Raw genomic sequence first — 15703 nt, 5'->3', positions numbered from 1 at the left:
TCACAGTTCCGGTTGGTCGAGTCGCTGATTGGCCAGACGGGACTTCTTGCGGCGCAATAAAACTCGTCGGCTGCCGTCGGTGTAAAGCCGCACCCGGGCCAGCTCCCAACCACGGTATTCAGCCTCGATGGACAGCCGGACCGAGGCGCTGAGTCTGGTCACCTCCGGCGGCAGGCGCAACAGCACCCGCTCGTAGTCGTCGGACATATCGGTGTCCCAGCCCGCAGGCAGCGCGCCACGGCGCGGCGACGCGGTCATCGGGTACCCGCCGCATGCTCGATGACCTGAACCCCCGCACCGGATCCCGACACCACGTACAGGGTGTCCGAGGCTTCGTCAAAAGCCAACGAGTTGGGTTGCTGCACAGTTGGGTAACGCACCTTCTCGACGGGAATTCCGGTTGAAAGATCGTAACCAATGACGGTGTTGGATGCGGTTTGGGACACCCAGGCCAACTGCCGGGAGCCGGCCAGCCCGTAGGGGGCGCCGCGCACCGGGTAGGCCTGCCGCAGGATCAGTGGGTCGACGCCATACACCAGCAGCTCGCCGCCGCGGGTGTCGGCGACCAGCACCCGGCCCAGCGGGTCGACGGCCATGGTGGTCGCGCCCTCGCCGGCCCGCAGCGCCTGCTCGGCGCGGCCGTCGGCGCCGATCGTGGTCACCGACGTCTGCCCCCGGTCCAGTACGACTGTTGTATTCCCTTGAGTCACAAGGTAATCGACACGTGCGAAGATTTTGTTCCGGTTCTCGACGGCAACGCTGCCGCCGTCTGGGGTCCGCGCGGTGAGGGCATAGACGGTGCCGTCGGCGCTGCCCATCACCAGCTTGCCGTCGGTGCGACGCGCGATGGCGGTGAAATCGGCCTGCCGGGCCCCGTCGACGGCGACCTGCTCGGCGCGACCGGTGGCGAGATCAACCACGACATAGCCGCCGTGGTCGGACAGGTAGACCGTGCCGTGGCCGTCGCCGGTCAGCGCGGTCGTCGGCTCGGACAAGGCGATGACCCGCGGCGCGACCCGCCCCTGACCGAACACGGTGAGGCCGGCGGGCGCCACAGCCGGATCGGTGCCGGGAGTCAGCACCGCCAACTGATGTGTGGCGTCGTCGAACACCGCCGCCGCGGCGTGACCCGCGAGCGGCCGCACCGAGCCGGCCGGATTTTGCGACACCGGTGGCGACTCGGCGGCCCGGGCCGGTTCGATCGTCGGCGGAGCGGTTGTGAGCGGATTCGACGAGCAACCGGCGGTCAGCGTTAGCAACAGAAACAACACAGCTCCGGGATACAAAACGGCAGGCAGAGCCGCGCGGTTCGTGTTTCTACGCTGTGACAGCAACAATTGGCCTTCGATCGCCGGACGTGAACTTCACGATTTTAAGGAACGCCTTCGCATCCAATATGGTCATGTCGACCACATCGGACCGTACTGGAGAGGTATGGTCGGACTATGACCGTCACCGTTGACCGGCATACCTCCGACGGAGAGTTTGCTGTCGAAGACATTTCGACAGGCATCTTTGCCAGCGGGTACGGACAAGTCGGTGATGGGCGCAGTTTTTCCTTCCACATTGAGCATCGGTCGCTCGTCGTCGAAGTTTACCGACCGCGTATTTCCGGCCTGGTGCCGCAGGCTGAGGACGTGGTCGCGAAGGCGGTCCGCAGCCTGGTCGATATCGATCTCACCGACGAGCGCAGCCTGACCGCCGCGGTCCGCGACTCGGTCGCACGCGCGGCCCCGGTCGCGCGCTAACCGGTCCCGCCACCCTTATTCGGTACGGTCGTCGTCGTGACCGTCATCCTGTTGCGCCACGGTCGATCCACCTCGAACACCGCGGGTGTGCTGGCCGGTCGTTCCGAGGGCGTCGACCTGGACGACAAGGGCCGCGAGCAGGCCGTCGGGCTGATCGATCGGATCGGCGACCTGCGGATCCGGGCGGTGGTCAGCTCGCCGCTGCTGCGGTGTCGCCGCACGGTCGAGCCGCTGGCCGAAGCGCTGTGCCTCGAGCCGCTGATTGACGATCGCCTTGCCGAGGTGGACTACGGGGAGTGGACGGGACGCAAGATCGGCGAGCTGGCCAAGGAGCCGCTGTGGCGGGTGGTGCAGGCCCATCCCAGCGCGGCGGTGTTCCCGGGCGGTGAGGGCCTGGCTCAGGTGCAGGCGCGCGCGGTGGCCGCCGTCCGCGAGCACGACCGCCGACTGGCCCTGGAATACGGGGGAGAGCATGGCGGCGACGCGCTGTGGGTGGCTTGTACTCACGGTGACGTGATCAAGGCGCTGATCGCCGACGCCTACGGCATTCATCTGGACGGCTTCCAGCGCGTCACCGCCGACCCGGCGTCGGTGAGTGTGATCCGCTACACGGAACTGCGCCCGTTTGTGTTGCACGTCAACCACACCGGCGCCCGATTGGCGTCCGCGCTGCGCGCCGGGCCGCCGCCCGCCAAGAAGGACGGCGCGGATGACGCCGCGGGCGACAAACCCCATGACACACGCGGTGAAACGCAGACCCACACGGACGGGGCGGTGCCGTCGAGTGATGCGGTGGTCGGCGGCTCCACGGATTAATCCCGCCGGATCTGTCGGCGGGCACCTCGATCCGAATCGCACTGCGAAGCCAACTGCCGGTATTTTGGAAAGTGCCATGCCCCGCGCAATCCACGTCTTCCGCACGCCCGACCGCTTCGTGGCCGGGACGGTTGGTCAGCCCGGCAACCGGACCTTCTACGTTCAGGCCGTCCACGATGCCCGCGTCGTGTCGGTGGTGCTGGAGAAGCAACAGGTGGCGGTGCTCGCCGAACGCATTGGGGCGTTGCTGCTCGAGGTCAACCGCCGGTTCGGCACCCCGGTGCCGCCCGAGCCCGCCGAGCTCGACGACCTCGACCCGCTCATCACTCCGGTCGACGCGGAGTTTCGGGTCGGGACGATGGGCCTGGGCTGGGACTCGGAGGCGCAGACCGTGGTGGTCGAATTGCTTGCGGTCACCGACGCCGAATTCGACGCCTCGGTGGTGCTGGATGACACCGAAGAGGGACCCGACGCGGTGCGGGTGTTCCTGACGCCGGAGTCGGCACGTCAGTTCGCCACCCGGTCCAACCGCGTCATCTCGGCCGGACGCCCGCCGTGCCCGCTGTGCGACGAACCGCTGGACCCCGAGGGCCACATCTGCGCGCGCGCCAATGGCTACCGGCGCAGCGCGCTGCTCGGGTCTAACGATGACCCCCTTGAATAACAAGAATGACGAACGCGAGGTCCTGCGAAACGGCGAGCTGACGGTTCTCGGACGGATCCGCTCGGCCAGCAACGCCACCTTTCTGTGTGAGGCCACACACGACGACGCCAGCGTGCACTGCGTCTACAAGCCGATCGCCGGCGAAGCGCCGCTGTGGGATTTCCCGGACGGCACACTAGCCGGTCGCGAACGCTCCGCATATCTGGTGTCGGCCCAATTGGGCTGGAACATCGTGCCCTACACGATCATTCGGCACGGGCCCGCCGGTCCGGGCATGTTGCAGCAGTGGGTGAACCAGCCCGGTGACGACGCGGACAGCGAGCCGCGGCCGGGTCCCGACCTGGTCGCCCTTTTTCCCGTCGGCAAGCAGCAGCTGGGTTACCTGCCGGTGATCCGCGCCCATGACTACGCCGGCGATGAGGTCATCCTCATGCACGCCGACGATATTCGTCTGTGGCGGATGGCGGTGTTCGACGTGCTGGTCAACAACGCCGACCGCAAGGGCGGCCACGTCCTGCGCGACCTCGATGGCCACATCTATGGGGTGGACCACGGCGTGTGCCTGCACGTCGAGAACAAGCTCCGCACGGTGCTGTGGGGCTGGGCCGGCAAGCCCATCGACCACCAGACGCTGCAGGCGGTCGCTCGCTTGGCCGACGCGCTGGGCGACCAGTTCGGCGACGAACTCGCCGAGCACCTCACCTCGGCGGAGATCGCGGCGCTGCGCATGCGCGCCCGTCGGTTGCTCGACGACCCGGTGATGCCCGGGCCGAACCGGCACCGGCCCATTCCCTGGCCGGCGTTCTAGGGCAGGCCGCGGGGTCGGCGATACTGAGTTGGTGACGCCGGCCGCCCGTGACAACAGTGGGGACTTGACCGATGCTGCCTTGGCCGCCGATCTCGCCGCCGACGCGGGGGAGTTGCTGCTCAAGGTGCGCGAGGAGATCGGCTTCGGTCACCCCTGGGCCCTCGGCGACGCCGGCGACAGCCTGGCCAACGAACTCATCCTGCGGCGGCTTCGGGCCGAGCGGCCCGGCGACGCGGTACTCAGCGAGGAGGCCTACGACGATCTGGTCCGGCTGAAGTCCGACCGGGTATGGATCATCGACCCGGTGGACGGCACCCGCGAGTTCTCCACGCCGGGGCGCGACGACTGGGCCGTGCACGTCGCGCTGTGGCAGCGTTCGTCCAACGGAGATACCGCCGGAGACGGCGAAATCACCGACGCCGCAGTGGCTTTGCCCGCTCGCGACAACATCGTGTACCGCACCGACACGGTGACCGACGTGAACGCGCGGGTGGGCATTCCGCACACCCTCCGGATCGCGGTGAGTGCCACCCGGCCGCCGGCGGTGCTGTATTACCTGCGGCAGAGCCTGGCTATCCAGCCAGTGGGCATCGGGTCGGCCGGCGCCAAGGCGATGGCCATCATCGACGGCGAAGTCGACGCCTACCTGCACGCGGGCGGGCAGTGGGAATGGGATTCGGCGGCTCCGGCCGGGGTGGTGCTCGCGGCCGGCATGCACGCGTCGCGGTTGGATGGTTCCCCGATGCGCTACAACCAGCCCGACCCGTATCTGCCCGACTTCGTGATGTGCCGCGCCGAGCTGGCCCCGATCCTGCTCGGTGCCATCCGTGACGCGGTCCGTTAGCCGATCGGAACCAGTCGGGGCCTAGCCTGGTTGCCCGCCTCGCCCCCTCGCCGGCGCGCGGCTGGGCGGTACCCCCACCTCAGCCCGCTGTGCGGGCTGCATCGTCACCGGGCCTAAAGTTCAAGGCATGCAGTCGTGGTCTTCCGCACCGGTGCCGGTGATTCCGGGACGTGGCCCCGACCTACGGCTGTACGACACCTCCGACCGTCAGGTCCGCCCGGTGGCGCCCGGTCCGACCGCGTCCATGTACGTGTGCGGCATCACCCCCTACGACGCCACCCACCTGGGCCACGCCGCGACCTATCTGGCGTTCGACCTCGTCCACCGCCTGTGGCTGGATCTGGGGCATGGCGTGCACTACGTGCAGAACGTCACCGACGTCGACGACCCGCTGTTCGAGCGGGCCGCCCGCGACGGCGTCGACTGGCGCGAGCTGGGCGATCGCGAGGTCGCGCTGTTCCGCGAGGATATGGCCGCGCTGCGGGTGCTGCCGCCGACCGAGTACGTCGGGGCCACCGAGGCGATCCCCGAGGTGGTCGAGCTGGTCGAGAAGATGCTGGCCTCCGGCGCGGCCTACGTGCTGGACGGCGAGTACCCGGACGTCTACTACCGGGCGGACGCCACCTCGCAGTTCGGCTACGAATCCGGCTACGACCGCGACACCATGCTGCGGTTGTTCGCCGAGCGCGGCGGCGACCCGGACCGTCCCGGCAAGACCGACGAACTCGACGCGGTGCTGTGGCGCGCGGCGCGGCCCGGTGAGCCCAGTTGGCCGGCACCGTTCGGCGGCGGCCGGCCCGGCTGGCATGTGGAATGCGCGGCGATCGCGCTCAGCCGGATCGGCAGCGGGCTCGACATTCAGGGCGGCGGCAGCGACCTGATCTTCCCGCATCATGAATTCACCGCGGCGCATGCCGAATGTGTCAGGGGCATAAGACGATTCGCGCGCCATTACGTGCACGCCGGGATGATCGGCTGGGACGGGCACAAGATGTCGAAGAGCCGCGGCAACCTGGTGCTGGTGTCGCGGTTGCGCAACGAAGGCGTTGAGTCGGCCAGCATCCGGTTGGGCCTGCTTGCCGGGCATTACCGGGCCGACCGATCGTGGAGTCAGCAGGTGCTCGACGAGGCTGCCGTCCGGCTGCGTCGTTGGCGTACCGCCACCACGCTGCCCGCCGGCCCGGACGCCGCCGACGTGATCGCCCGGGTGCGCCAGTACCTGGCCGACGACCTGGACACCCCCAAAGCGATTGCCGCACTCGATGGATGGACCACCGACGCGCTCGAATACGGTGGGCATGACGCGGACGCGCCGCGGCTGGTGGCGGCCGCGGTCGATGCGCTGCTCGGGGTGGAGCTGTGATCGCCGAAAAGGAGCATCCTCGATGACATCGCTGCAGGACCAAGTCGTCTTCATCACCGGTGGCGCCCGGGGCATCGGCGCCGCCGTCGCTCAGCGGCTGCGCGACAAGGGGGCCAAACTCGTACTGACCGATCTCGACGGGTCGGTGCTGGCCGAGTCGGCCGCCCGGCTCGGCGGCAGCGAGCATGTGCTCACGGTCGTCGCCGACGTGCGCGACCTGCCCGCCATGGAGGCCGCGGCCGCCGAGGCCGTCGAGCGGTTCGGCGGCATCGACGTGGTCGTGGCCAACGCCGGCATCGCCAGCTACGGCTCGGTGCTGCAGGTCGATCCCGAGGCGGTCAAACGGGTGCTCGACGTCAACTTGCTCGGTGTCTTCCACACCGTGCGCGCCACCTTGCCCGCGCTGATCGAACGGCGCGGCTATGCGCTGATCGTCTCGTCGCTGGCGGCATTCACCGCGGCTCCCGGGATGGCTCCGTACGACATGTCCAAGGCCGGCAACGAGCACCTGGCCCATGCGCTGCGGCTCGAGGTCGCCCACTACGGCGTCCGCGTCGGCTCGGCGCACATGGCCTGGATCGACACCGCGCTGGTCCGCGACACCAAGGCCGATCTGCCCACCTTCGCCAAACAGCTCGCCTCGCTGCCTTGGCCGCTGAACAAGACCACCTCGGTGGACAAGTGCGCGGCGGCCTTCGTCAAGGGCATCGAGGCCCGCAAGGAGCGGGTGTACTGCCCGGGCTGGGTGTCGGTGTTCCGGTGGCTCAAGCCGGTGCTGTCCACCCCGCTCGGCGAATTCCCGCTGCGCAACGCCGCCGCGCAGCTGATGCCCCAAATGGATGCCGAGGTCGCCGCGCTCGGCCGCTCGACCAGCGCCTACAACGAGGACCTGGGCAAGCCCTGACAGCGGGCGGCCCCACTCACCACTGCGCGGCGGTCGCCGCAGCGTGTGGGTCCGGTAGCGAGCGTCAGCTGCGGGATGTTCGTCGCCTAGCTCCCACAGGTTTGCCACACAAGGCTGCGGACGGCAGAAACTACCGACGTTTGTGGTGTGAAGCAAGTTGGCGCGGTCGCGCTGCGGCGGCGACATCGATGTGGGCGTTTGAGCGTTTTCGCATCTTCTTGCTCGCGGCTCGAACGCGACCTGTTTGACGCGAGTTGTCCGGGTGCCCTGGCCTTCGGCATGACATTGCTCGGGGGATCCCGATGCGTTGGGCTCTATAATTCCGACGAAAACGCATTCCAGCGCATCCGGTAGGAGGAGGTGCTCTTGCCGCCTACGGGTCTCACGAATCGCTTCACTCGGTTCTCTCTCATCGGTTTGGTGTCGTTTTTTGTAGGGGCGTACATCATCGTCCTCGCGAGTAAAATCGGCTGTGGCTGTGGAAAACATCTGACTGAGGGCGAGCCCGCAATTGACGGGACGACCGTGACTATCGACCTCAATGAGATGCAATCCGTCAAAGAAGTGCTCAACGCGAACTTGACACTGTCCCCCGGCCCTCACTTACTTGATGCGGCAACTGGTCTCACCGAGGACCTCAGTATCGCAGTGCACTCTACCGCCACGCCGATCAAGCGCAGCTGGACAAAAGGCATGGAACCGGGCGTATTTCCTGTCCCACTCACCGTGAGTGGCGACGTGGACGGGTGGCCCTTCGATACCTATGAGTCGGGGCCGATTACCGTCGATCTGTATCGGGGCTCCTCGCAAGTGCCGGAACGGACTTCGGTGACATTCGTCGATCACGTTCCCGGGTGGAAGATTCGGGTTGTTGCTGTCGCCAAAAGCGGATCACCCGCACCATACCGAGTGCAGTTGCACCGCTCGGCCAGCACGAAGGCCTTCGCCGCGGTATTGGTTGCTGTTTTGCTCGCGCTGGCCGGGGTCGGCCTGTTCATCGCGATTCAGGTCAAGCGAAATCGACGCACGTTTCAGCCGGCGATGTGCACGTGGTACGCGGCGATGTTGTTTGCGGTGATGCCGCTACGCAATTCGTTGCCCGACGCGCCGCCGGCAGGGTCATGGATTGACGTCACCGTCACCCTCATGGTGATAGTCGTTCTGGTGGTCTCGATGCTGCTCTTTATCTCCAGCTGGCGGTCCGCGCCCAAATAAAGCGACTGGTGGCCTAATCAACACATGATTGTCACTAACGTCCCGGGGCTTCCCCCGATACTGTTGCGGTATGGAACTTCCCAATTCACCCTTATCTGAGAAGCGTGGACCCAAAGGTTTGGTTGGAGTTCGCGGATGCGGCTGGGTTTGTTTCAATCATCTGGGCAGAGCGGTGCGGGTACCCGCCCAACGAATCGACGGGACGTGGAAGATACTGGGGCATTTCTTCCCTTTATCACCGCGCCCTCGCGGCTACCAGTTCAATGCACAGGCCGTCGCGTTCACACCGGTCTGCCCGCCGTTTTCGATCGAATCCCATTGGTAGGCATGTGGATCCGTCAACCGTCCGCGGGCGCATCGAGTCCACGAACACACGATTCCCATATCGAGTTCGGCTGCCGTTGACGACGGTTCGAAACTTGACCGGTCGTCAACAGCACCAACAACCTGATCGAGAGCGCCGCCAAGATTGTTCTCAGCCAATGAGGCGGGCGGCGAGGGTTCGAGGGGCTGTTGTCTGCGCTATCGAGATCGGCCAACGTTTCGAAGGTGGCCGTCTGCCGTGTCGAGGGCTACTGACCTGGAGACGGAGCCATCCGACGCAGACACCGCTCTGTGGCAAATCCCAACTGTATTGAGCTACAACGGCATCCAAGTTGTTGAAGCGTCCCGATGCGGCACAACTTGTCGCGCGCAGCTGGATGACGCACCGGTGGGCGTTCGGTTACGAACCCGCGGGTATCGGGCACCCCGGCGCCGGCCGCAGTCACCACTGCGCGGCGGCCGACACCCGCTTGCGCACCACGAACCACCCGATGAACAGGGCCGGGACGATCACCAGCAGCGAACCGACGGACCAGGTGCCGACGGGTCGATCGAATGCCATCAGCACTACGACGCCCACCAGGAAGATCAGCGTGAGAAAGCCGCTGTACGGGCTGAGCGGCATGCGGAATGTCGGGCGCTGCAAGATTCCCGCGTTGGTCAGCTGATGAAAGCGGAGCTGGCAGGCCACGATCATGGCCCAGGACGCGACGATGCCGAGTGCGGCGCTGTGCAGCACGATTTCGAAGGCTTGGCCGGGATTGAAGGCGTTGAGCGCGATGCCGAAAAGGCAGATGACGGCCGTCATCGCGATTCCGCCGAAGGGCACCCCGCGGCTGGTCATCCGCTTGGCGAACTTGGGGCCGCTGCCGCTGACCGCCAGCGAATGCATGACGCGGCCCGTCGAATACAGGCCCGCGTTCAGGCTCGACAGCGCGGCGGTGAGCACCACGATGTTCATCAGGTCCCCCGCGCCGTGGAAGCCGATGTTGGAGAAGAAGGTGACGAACGGACTCTCGCCGGCGTGAAAGGCGGTGTAGGGCAACAGCAGCCCCAGCAGGGCGACGGAACCGACGTAGAACACCGCGACGCGGGCAATGACGGAGTTGATGGCCTGCGGCATGATCTTCTCCGGCTCGGCCGTCTCGCCGGCCGCGATGCCCACCAATTCGACTGCGGCATAAGCGAATACCACGCCAGAGGTCGTCACCAGCAGTGGTAGTACCCCGGTGGGGAACAGCCCGCCGTGCTCGGCCCAGATGCCGGGCCCGGTCGCGTGCCCCTGGATGTGAAATCGCCCGGCCAAGAATAAGATTCCCACGATCAAAAATGCGACGAGCGCGAACACCTTGATCAGCGCCGCCCAGAATTCGAGCTCGCCGAACCACTCGACGGAGATCAGGTTCATCGACAGCACCGCCACCAACGCGATCAGCGCGAGAACCCATTGCGGGATCGCCCCGAATGCCGTCCAGTGGCGTAGGTAGGTGGCGATCGCGGTGGTGTCGACGATCGACGTCATCGCCCAGTTGAGGAAGTACATCCAGCCCACGACGTACGCGGCCTTCTCGCCGAAGAACTCGCGGGCGTACGACACGAACGACCCAGAGGACGGGCGGTGCAGCACCAGCTCGCCCAATGCCCGCAGCATCAGGAACACGAAGATGCCGCACACCGCATACACCAGGAACAGACCCGGGCCGGCCTTGGCGAGTCGCCCGCTGGCGCCGAGGAAAAGTCCCGTGCCGATCGCGCCGCCGATCGCGATCATCTGAAGTTGCCGGCGCTTGAGTCCCTTGTGATACCCGGCGTCCTCGTTCAGGCGGTCGGCGGCCGGGACGCTCGGACTGGATTCGGGGCTGTCGGGCAGCGCGGCCATGCGGGTCCAATCGTCGTCGTTTGCCCAACCCGCGCTGTGGCGGTGATCCGGTTGGTTTGCTAGGGATCTTTTCGCAGTCGGCCGACGACGGCAACAGGGGCGCGCTGCTACCTACCGGCCGCGGCCCGGGCGGCGGCGGCGCAGATAGCGTTCGAACTCGGCGGCCAGCGCGTCCCCGTCGATCTTGCCCAGGGCTTCGTTCACGTCGACCTCGGCGTCGCCGCGCTGCTCCAGCGCCGTCACGTATTCGGCGAGGTCGTCGTCCTCGGCGGCCATCTCGCTGACCGCCTGTTCCCACTCCTCGGCCTGCGTCGGCAGGTCGGCCAGCGGGACCTCGATGTCCAGGACGTCTTCGACGCGGCGCAGCAGCGCCACAGTCGCCTTCGGGTTCGGCGGCTGCGACACGTAGTGCGGAACCGCCGCCCAGAACGTCACCGCGGGGATTCCGGCGGCCACGCAGGCGTCCTGGAACACCCCGGCGATCCCGGTCGGCCCCTCGTAGCGGGTTTCCTCCAGCCCGAAGCGCTTCGCGGATTCGGGGGAGTAGGCCGCACCCGAGACCGGCACCGGACGGGTGTGCGGGGTGTCGGCCAGCAGCGCCCCCAGGATCACGACGGTGTCGACGTTGAGCTTGTCGGCGATGGCCACCAGCTCGGCGCAGAAGGTGCGCCAGCGCATGTTCGGCTCCACCCCGTGCATGAGCACGACATCGCGGTCGCTGCCCGGTGGCCGGCAGTGCGAAATCCGCATCGCCGGCCACACCAGCTCGCGGGTCACTCCGTCGACCTGGCGGATGACGGGGCGATTCACCTGATAGTCGTAGTACGCCTCGTCATCGATCTCGATGATCGGATCGGCTTCCCAGATGGCGTCGAGGTGCTCTAACGCGTCGCTAGCGGCGTCGCCGGCGTCATTCCAGCCCTCGAACGCCGCCACGACGACGGTGTTGTGCAATTCGGGCAGCGGGCTGCCTTCGGGCGGGTTCACAGAATTAGGGTACGGCCTGGGACCCACCGGCTGTGTGGTCGCAGGCATGAACCGTCAAGACCGGGGCTTTTGCATAGCCCGCCTATGCTTGCAGGGTCGCCGCGAAATACCTTCGGCTGCAAATTGGTTAACTTGGGTAATTAAGACATCGCCAAAGACATCGCCAACGCGGTCCGCGAACCAAGCGGGTCGGATCGAGCTGGGCGTCCAGACGTCGGATGACGACGTAGACTTTTCCGGTCGAGAGGCGTTGCAACGGTTGTCCGGTCACTTCCGGCAGCCGCCACGCTCGGCAGAGTCAAGGACGCCTTCCGTCATGGAAGGAACGTGCGTGTGAACGCCATCGCGTCGAACACCTCTGAAGCCGACACCTTCGTGCCGAACATCCGACCCGACTGCACCGACGAGCTGACGGTCGCGCTTCGCCAGCGGATCATGGTGATCGACGGCGCGATGGGCACGGCGATCCAGCGCGACCGGCCGGACGAGGCCGGCTACCGCGGCGATCGGTTCACGGAGTGGCCGACCGCTCTGCAGGGCAACAACGACCTGCTTAACCTGACCCAGCCGCAGATCATCGAGGGGATCCACCGCGAGTACCTCGACGCGGGCGCCGACATCCTGGAAACCAACACGTTCAACGCGAACGCGATTTCGCTCTCCGACTACGACATGGCGGACCTGAGCTACGAACTGAACTACGCCGGTGCCGCCCTGGCGCGGGCGGCCGCCGACGAGTACAGCACCCCGGAGAAGCCTCGTTATGTCGCCGGCGCGATCGGGCCGACCACGCGGACCGCGTCGATCTCGCCGGACGTCAACGACCCCGGGGCCCGTAACGTCTCGTACGACCAGCTGGTCACCGCCTACCTCGAGGCCGCCAATGGGCTGGTCGACGGCGGTGCCGACCTGCTCATCATCGAGACGATCTTCGACTCGCTCAACGCCAAGGCCGCGGTGTTCGCCGTCGAGACCCTGTTCGAGGAGCGCGGACGCCGTTGGCCGTTGATCATCTCGGGCACCATCACCGACGCGTCCGGGCGGACGCTGTCGGGTCAGGTCACCGAAGCGTTCTGGAACGCGATCCGGCACGCCAAGCCGATCGCGGTGGGCCTGAACTGCGCCCTGGGCGCGCCCGAGATGCGGCCCTACATCGCCGAGATGTCGCGGATCGCGGACACGTTCGTGTCCTGCTACCCGAATGCCGGCCTGCCGAACGCTTTTGGCGAGTACGACGAGGACCCGGAGCGTCAGGCCGGCTACATCGCCGAGTTCGCCGAGGCCGGCCTGGTCAACCTGGTCGGTGGTTGCTGTGGGACGGCGCCGCCGCACATCGCCGAGATCGCCAAGGTCGTCGAGGGCAAACCGCCGCGCGAGCTACCGGAGATCGAGGTGGCCACTCGGCTCTCGGGCCTGGAGCCGCTCAACATCACCGACGATTCCCTGTTCGTGAACATCGGCGAGCGCACCAACATCACCGGCTCCGCCAGGTTCCGGAACCTGATCAAGGCGCAGGACTACGACACCGCCCTGTCGGTCGCCCTGCAGCAGGTCGAGGTCGGTGCGCAGGTGATCGACATCAACATGGACGAGGGCATGATCGACGGCGTCGCCGCGATGGACCGGTTCACCAAGCTGATCGCGGCCGAGCCGGACATCAGCCGCGTCCCAGTGATGATCGACTCCTCCAAGTGGGAGGTCATCGAGGCCGGCCTGAAGAACGTGCAGGGCAAGCCGATCGTCAACTCGATCTCCATGAAGGAGGGCGAGGAGAAGTTCATCCGCGAGGCCCGGCTGTGCCGTAAGTACGGCGCCGCCGTCGTCGTGATGGCGTTCGACGAGCAGGGGCAGGCCGACAACCTGGAGCGCCGCAAGGAGATCTGCGGGCGCGCCTACCGGATCCTGACCGAAGAGGTCGGCTTCCCGGCCGAGGACATCATCTTCGACCCGAACTGTTTCGCGCTGGCGACTGGTATCGAGGAGCACGCGACCTACGGGATCGACTTCATCGAGGCCTGCGCGTGGATCAAGGAGAACCTGCCCGGGGTGCACATCTCCGGCGGTATCTCCAATGTGTCGTTCTCGTTCCGGGGCAACAACCCCGTCCGCGAGGCGATTCACTCGGTGTTCCTGTTCCACGCCATCAAGGCCGGCCTCGACATGGGCATCGTCAATGCCGGTGCGCTGGTGCCCTACGACTCGATCGATCCCGAGTTGCGGGACCGCATCGAGGACGTCGTCCTGAACCGCCGCGAGGACGCCGCCGAGCGGTTGCTGGAGATCGCCGAGCGGTACAACAAGTCCGAGAAGACCGACGACAGGGCCGCTGCCGAGTGGCGCAGCCTGCCGGTTCGCGAACGGATCACGCACGCCTTGGTGAAGGGGATCGACGGCCACGTCGACGAGGACACCGAGGAGTTGCGCGCCCAGATCGCCGCGGCGGGTGGTCGCCCGATCGAGGTGATCGAGGGCCCGCTGATGGACGGCATGAACGTCGTCGGTGACCTCTTCGGCTCGGGCAAGATGTTCCTGCCTCAGGTGGTGAAGTCGGCCCGGGTGATGAAGAAGGCCGTCGCGTACCTGCTGCCGTTCATCGAGGCGGAGAAGGAAGAGTCCGCCGCCGGTCAAAATGGAAAGGCCGCCAAGGACACCAACGGCACGATCGTGATGGCGACCGTGAAAGGCGACGTCCACGACATCGGCAAGAACATCGTCGGGGTTGTCCTGCAGTGCAACAACTTCGAAGTGATCGACCTCGGCGTGATGGTGCCCGCCGACAAGATCCTGGCCGCGGCGAAGGAGCACGACGCCGACATCATCGGGCTGTCCGGGCTGATCACCCCGTCGTTGGACGAGATGGTCAACTTCGCCGTCGAGATGGAACGCGAGGGGCTGGAGATTCCGCTGCTGATCGGCGGGGCGACCACCTCGCGCGCCCACACGGCCGTGAAGGTGTCGCCGCGTCGCACCGGTCCGGTGGTCTGGGTCAAGGACGCGTCCCGCTCGGTGCCGGTTGCCGCCGCGCTGCTGGACGACAAGCAGCGTCCGGCCCTGCTAGAGGCCACCGAGAAGGACTACGCGTCGCTGCGCGAACGGCATGCCCAGAAGAACGAGCGGCCGATGCTGACGCTTCAGAAGGCCCGCGCGAACCGGACGCCCGTCGAGTGGGACGGCTACACGCCCCCGGTGCCCGCCCAGGGTGTCGGTGTGCGGGAGTTTCACGACTACGACCTGGCCGAGTTGCGCGAGTACATCGACTGGCAACCGTTCTTCAACGCCTGGGAGATGAAGGGCCGGTTCCCCGACATCCTCAACAACCCGGCGTCGGGCGAGGCCGCCCGCAAGCTGTACGACGACGCCCAGGAGATGCTCGACACCCTGATCAAGGAGAAGTGGCTGACCGCCAACGGGGTGATCGGGTTCTTCCCGGCGAACGCGGTCGGCCCGGGCTTTGAGGACATCGAGGTCTACACCGACGACACCCGCACTGAGGTGCTGACCACACTGCACAACCTGCGCCAGCAGGGCGAGCACCGGGACGGCATCCCGAACCGTTCGCTGGGCGACTTCATCGCGCCCAGGGACACCGGCCTGGCGGACTACATCGGCGCCTTCGCCGTCACCGCGGGGCTCGGCAGCCAGGACAAGATCGCGGAGTTCAAGGCGGCCGTCGACGACTACAGCGCGATCCTGCTGGAGTCGATCGCCGACCGGCTGGCAGAGGCGTTCGCCGAGCGGATGCACCAGCGGGTCCGCAAGGAGTTCTGGGGATTCCAGCCGGACGAGCAGTTGGACAACGACGCGCTCATCGACGAGAAGTACGTGGGAATCCGCCCTGCCCCGGGTTACCCGGCCTGCCCGGAGCACACCGAGAAGGAGACGCTCTGGAAGTTGATGGACGTCAAGGAGCGGACCGGCATCGAGCTGACAGAGTCGATGGCGATGTGGCCCGGTGCGGCCGTCAGCGGCTGGTACTTCTCACACCCGCAGTCGCAGTACTTCGTGGTCGGTCGGATAGCCCAGGACCAGGTCGCCGACTACGCGAAGCGCAAGGGCTGGACGCTGGCAGAAGCCGAGCGCTGGCTCGCCCCCAACCTCGGCTACAACCCGGAGGACTGAGGTGGCGCGCAACCAATCTCTGTACCGGGACA

General features: G+C 66.7%; 13 protein-coding genes. 9 read left to right on the top strand and 4 right to left on the bottom strand.

Annotation, left to right across the window (positions count from 1 at the left end):
- Together MSG_RS14940 and MSG_RS14935 are read right to left on the bottom strand one after the other, a co-directional pair.
- Entirely contained in the window at positions 1-258 is a 258-nt protein-coding gene (locus MSG_RS14940) for a DUF5703 family protein (protein ID WP_096440791.1), read from the bottom strand.
- Complete coding sequence (locus tag MSG_RS14935; protein ID WP_181159248.1) at positions 255-1262, bottom strand: SMP-30/gluconolactonase/LRE family protein; 1008 nt, start codon at positions 1260-1262, stop codon at positions 255-257. Before MSG_RS14935 ends, MSG_RS14940 begins: the two co-directional genes overlap by 4 nt.
- 183 nt (positions 1263-1445) lie before the next feature.
- Here MSG_RS14935 and MSG_RS14930 point away from each other — a divergent pair, with 183 nt between their 5' ends.
- From MSG_RS14930 to MSG_RS14895, 8 genes are all read left to right on the top strand, one after another.
- Positions 1446-1748: a hypothetical protein gene (locus MSG_RS14930; RefSeq protein ID WP_170063161.1), complete on the top strand. Its 303-nt coding sequence runs from the start codon at positions 1446-1448 to the stop codon at positions 1746-1748.
- A 36-nt stretch (positions 1749-1784) separates the two neighbouring features.
- On the top strand, positions 1785-2564 hold the full coding sequence (locus MSG_RS14925; protein WP_096440787.1) for a histidine phosphatase family protein: 780 nt from the start codon (positions 1785-1787) through the stop codon (positions 2562-2564).
- A 76-nt stretch (positions 2565-2640) separates the two neighbouring features.
- Complete coding sequence (locus MSG_RS14920; protein ID WP_096440785.1) at positions 2641-3228, top strand: DUF3090 domain-containing protein; 588 nt, start codon at positions 2641-2643, stop codon at positions 3226-3228.
- Positions 3212-4036 carry an SCO1664 family protein gene (locus tag MSG_RS14915; protein WP_096440783.1) on the top strand — a complete coding sequence of 275 codons (825 nt, stop codon included), beginning with the start codon at positions 3212-3214 and terminating at the stop codon, positions 4034-4036. Before MSG_RS14920 ends, MSG_RS14915 begins: the two co-directional genes overlap by 17 nt.
- Before the next feature lie 28 nt (positions 4037-4064).
- Entirely contained in the window at positions 4065-4880 is an 816-nt protein-coding gene (locus MSG_RS14910) for a 3'(2'),5'-bisphosphate nucleotidase CysQ (RefSeq protein WP_096440781.1), read from the top strand.
- Between the two features lie 127 nt (positions 4881-5007).
- A complete protein-coding gene (gene mshC / locus MSG_RS14905; RefSeq protein WP_096440779.1) occupies positions 5008-6243 on the top strand; it encodes a cysteine--1-D-myo-inosityl 2-amino-2-deoxy-alpha-D-glucopyranoside ligase in 1236 nt (411 codons plus the stop codon).
- A 22-nt stretch (positions 6244-6265) separates the two neighbouring features.
- Positions 6266-7147: an SDR family oxidoreductase gene (locus tag MSG_RS14900; RefSeq protein ID WP_096440777.1), complete on the top strand. Its 882-nt coding sequence runs from the start codon at positions 6266-6268 to the stop codon at positions 7145-7147.
- Between the two features lie 360 nt (positions 7148-7507).
- Positions 7508-8362, top strand: a complete 855-nt coding sequence (locus MSG_RS14895) for a DUF4436 domain-containing protein (protein WP_258173993.1) — start codon at positions 7508-7510, stop codon at positions 8360-8362.
- Between the two features lie 766 nt (positions 8363-9128).
- Here MSG_RS14895 and MSG_RS14890 read toward each other — a convergent pair.
- Both MSG_RS14890 and MSG_RS14885 read right to left on the bottom strand, forming a co-directional pair.
- Positions 9129-10565 (bottom strand): amino acid permease, encoded by a 1437-nt coding sequence (locus tag MSG_RS14890; protein WP_096440775.1) that lies wholly within the window; start codon positions 10563-10565, stop codon positions 9129-9131.
- A 111-nt stretch (positions 10566-10676) separates the two neighbouring features.
- Positions 10677-11552 carry a PAC2 family protein gene (locus MSG_RS14885; RefSeq protein WP_162899230.1) on the bottom strand — a complete coding sequence of 292 codons (876 nt, stop codon included), beginning with the start codon at positions 11550-11552 and terminating at the stop codon, positions 10677-10679.
- A 327-nt stretch (positions 11553-11879) separates the two neighbouring features.
- Between MSG_RS14885 and metH the strand changes: the two genes are divergently transcribed.
- On the top strand, positions 11880-15671 hold the full coding sequence (gene metH, locus MSG_RS14880) for a methionine synthase (RefSeq protein WP_096440773.1): 3792 nt from the start codon (positions 11880-11882) through the stop codon (positions 15669-15671).
- Positions 15672-15703: the final 32 nt, after the last annotated feature.

Origin of the sequence: Mycobacterium shigaense (assembly GCF_002356315.1) — a bacterium.
Classification (GTDB): domain Bacteria; phylum Actinomycetota; class Actinomycetes; order Mycobacteriales; family Mycobacteriaceae; genus Mycobacterium; species Mycobacterium shigaense.
The sequence above is the reverse complement of the archived record's forward strand: the minus strand, read 5'-3'. Positions and strand labels throughout refer to the sequence as shown.

What these genes read in the sequence shown, in the direction of transcription:
- MSG_RS14900 (WP_096440777.1), top strand. Translation starts at nt 6,266, where the DNA reads ATGACATCGCTGCAGGACCAAGTCGTCTTCATCACCGGTGGCGCCCGG.
- MSG_RS14915 (WP_096440783.1), top strand. Translation starts at nt 3,212, where the DNA reads ATGACCCCCTTGAATAACAAGAATGACGAACGCGAGGTCCTGCGAAAC.
- MSG_RS14890 (WP_096440775.1), bottom strand. Translation starts at nt 10,565, where the DNA reads ATGGCCGCGCTGCCCGACAGCCCCGAATCCAGTCCGAGCGTCCCGGCC.
- MSG_RS14930 (WP_170063161.1), top strand. Translation starts at nt 1,446, where the DNA reads ATGACCGTCACCGTTGACCGGCATACCTCCGACGGAGAGTTTGCTGTC.
- mshC (WP_096440779.1), top strand. Translation starts at nt 5,008, where the DNA reads ATGCAGTCGTGGTCTTCCGCACCGGTGCCGGTGATTCCGGGACGTGGC.
- MSG_RS14940 (WP_096440791.1), bottom strand. Translation starts at nt 258, where the DNA reads ATGACCGCGTCGCCGCGCCGTGGCGCGCTGCCTGCGGGCTGGGACACC.
- MSG_RS14920 (WP_096440785.1), top strand. Translation starts at nt 2,641, where the DNA reads ATGCCCCGCGCAATCCACGTCTTCCGCACGCCCGACCGCTTCGTGGCC.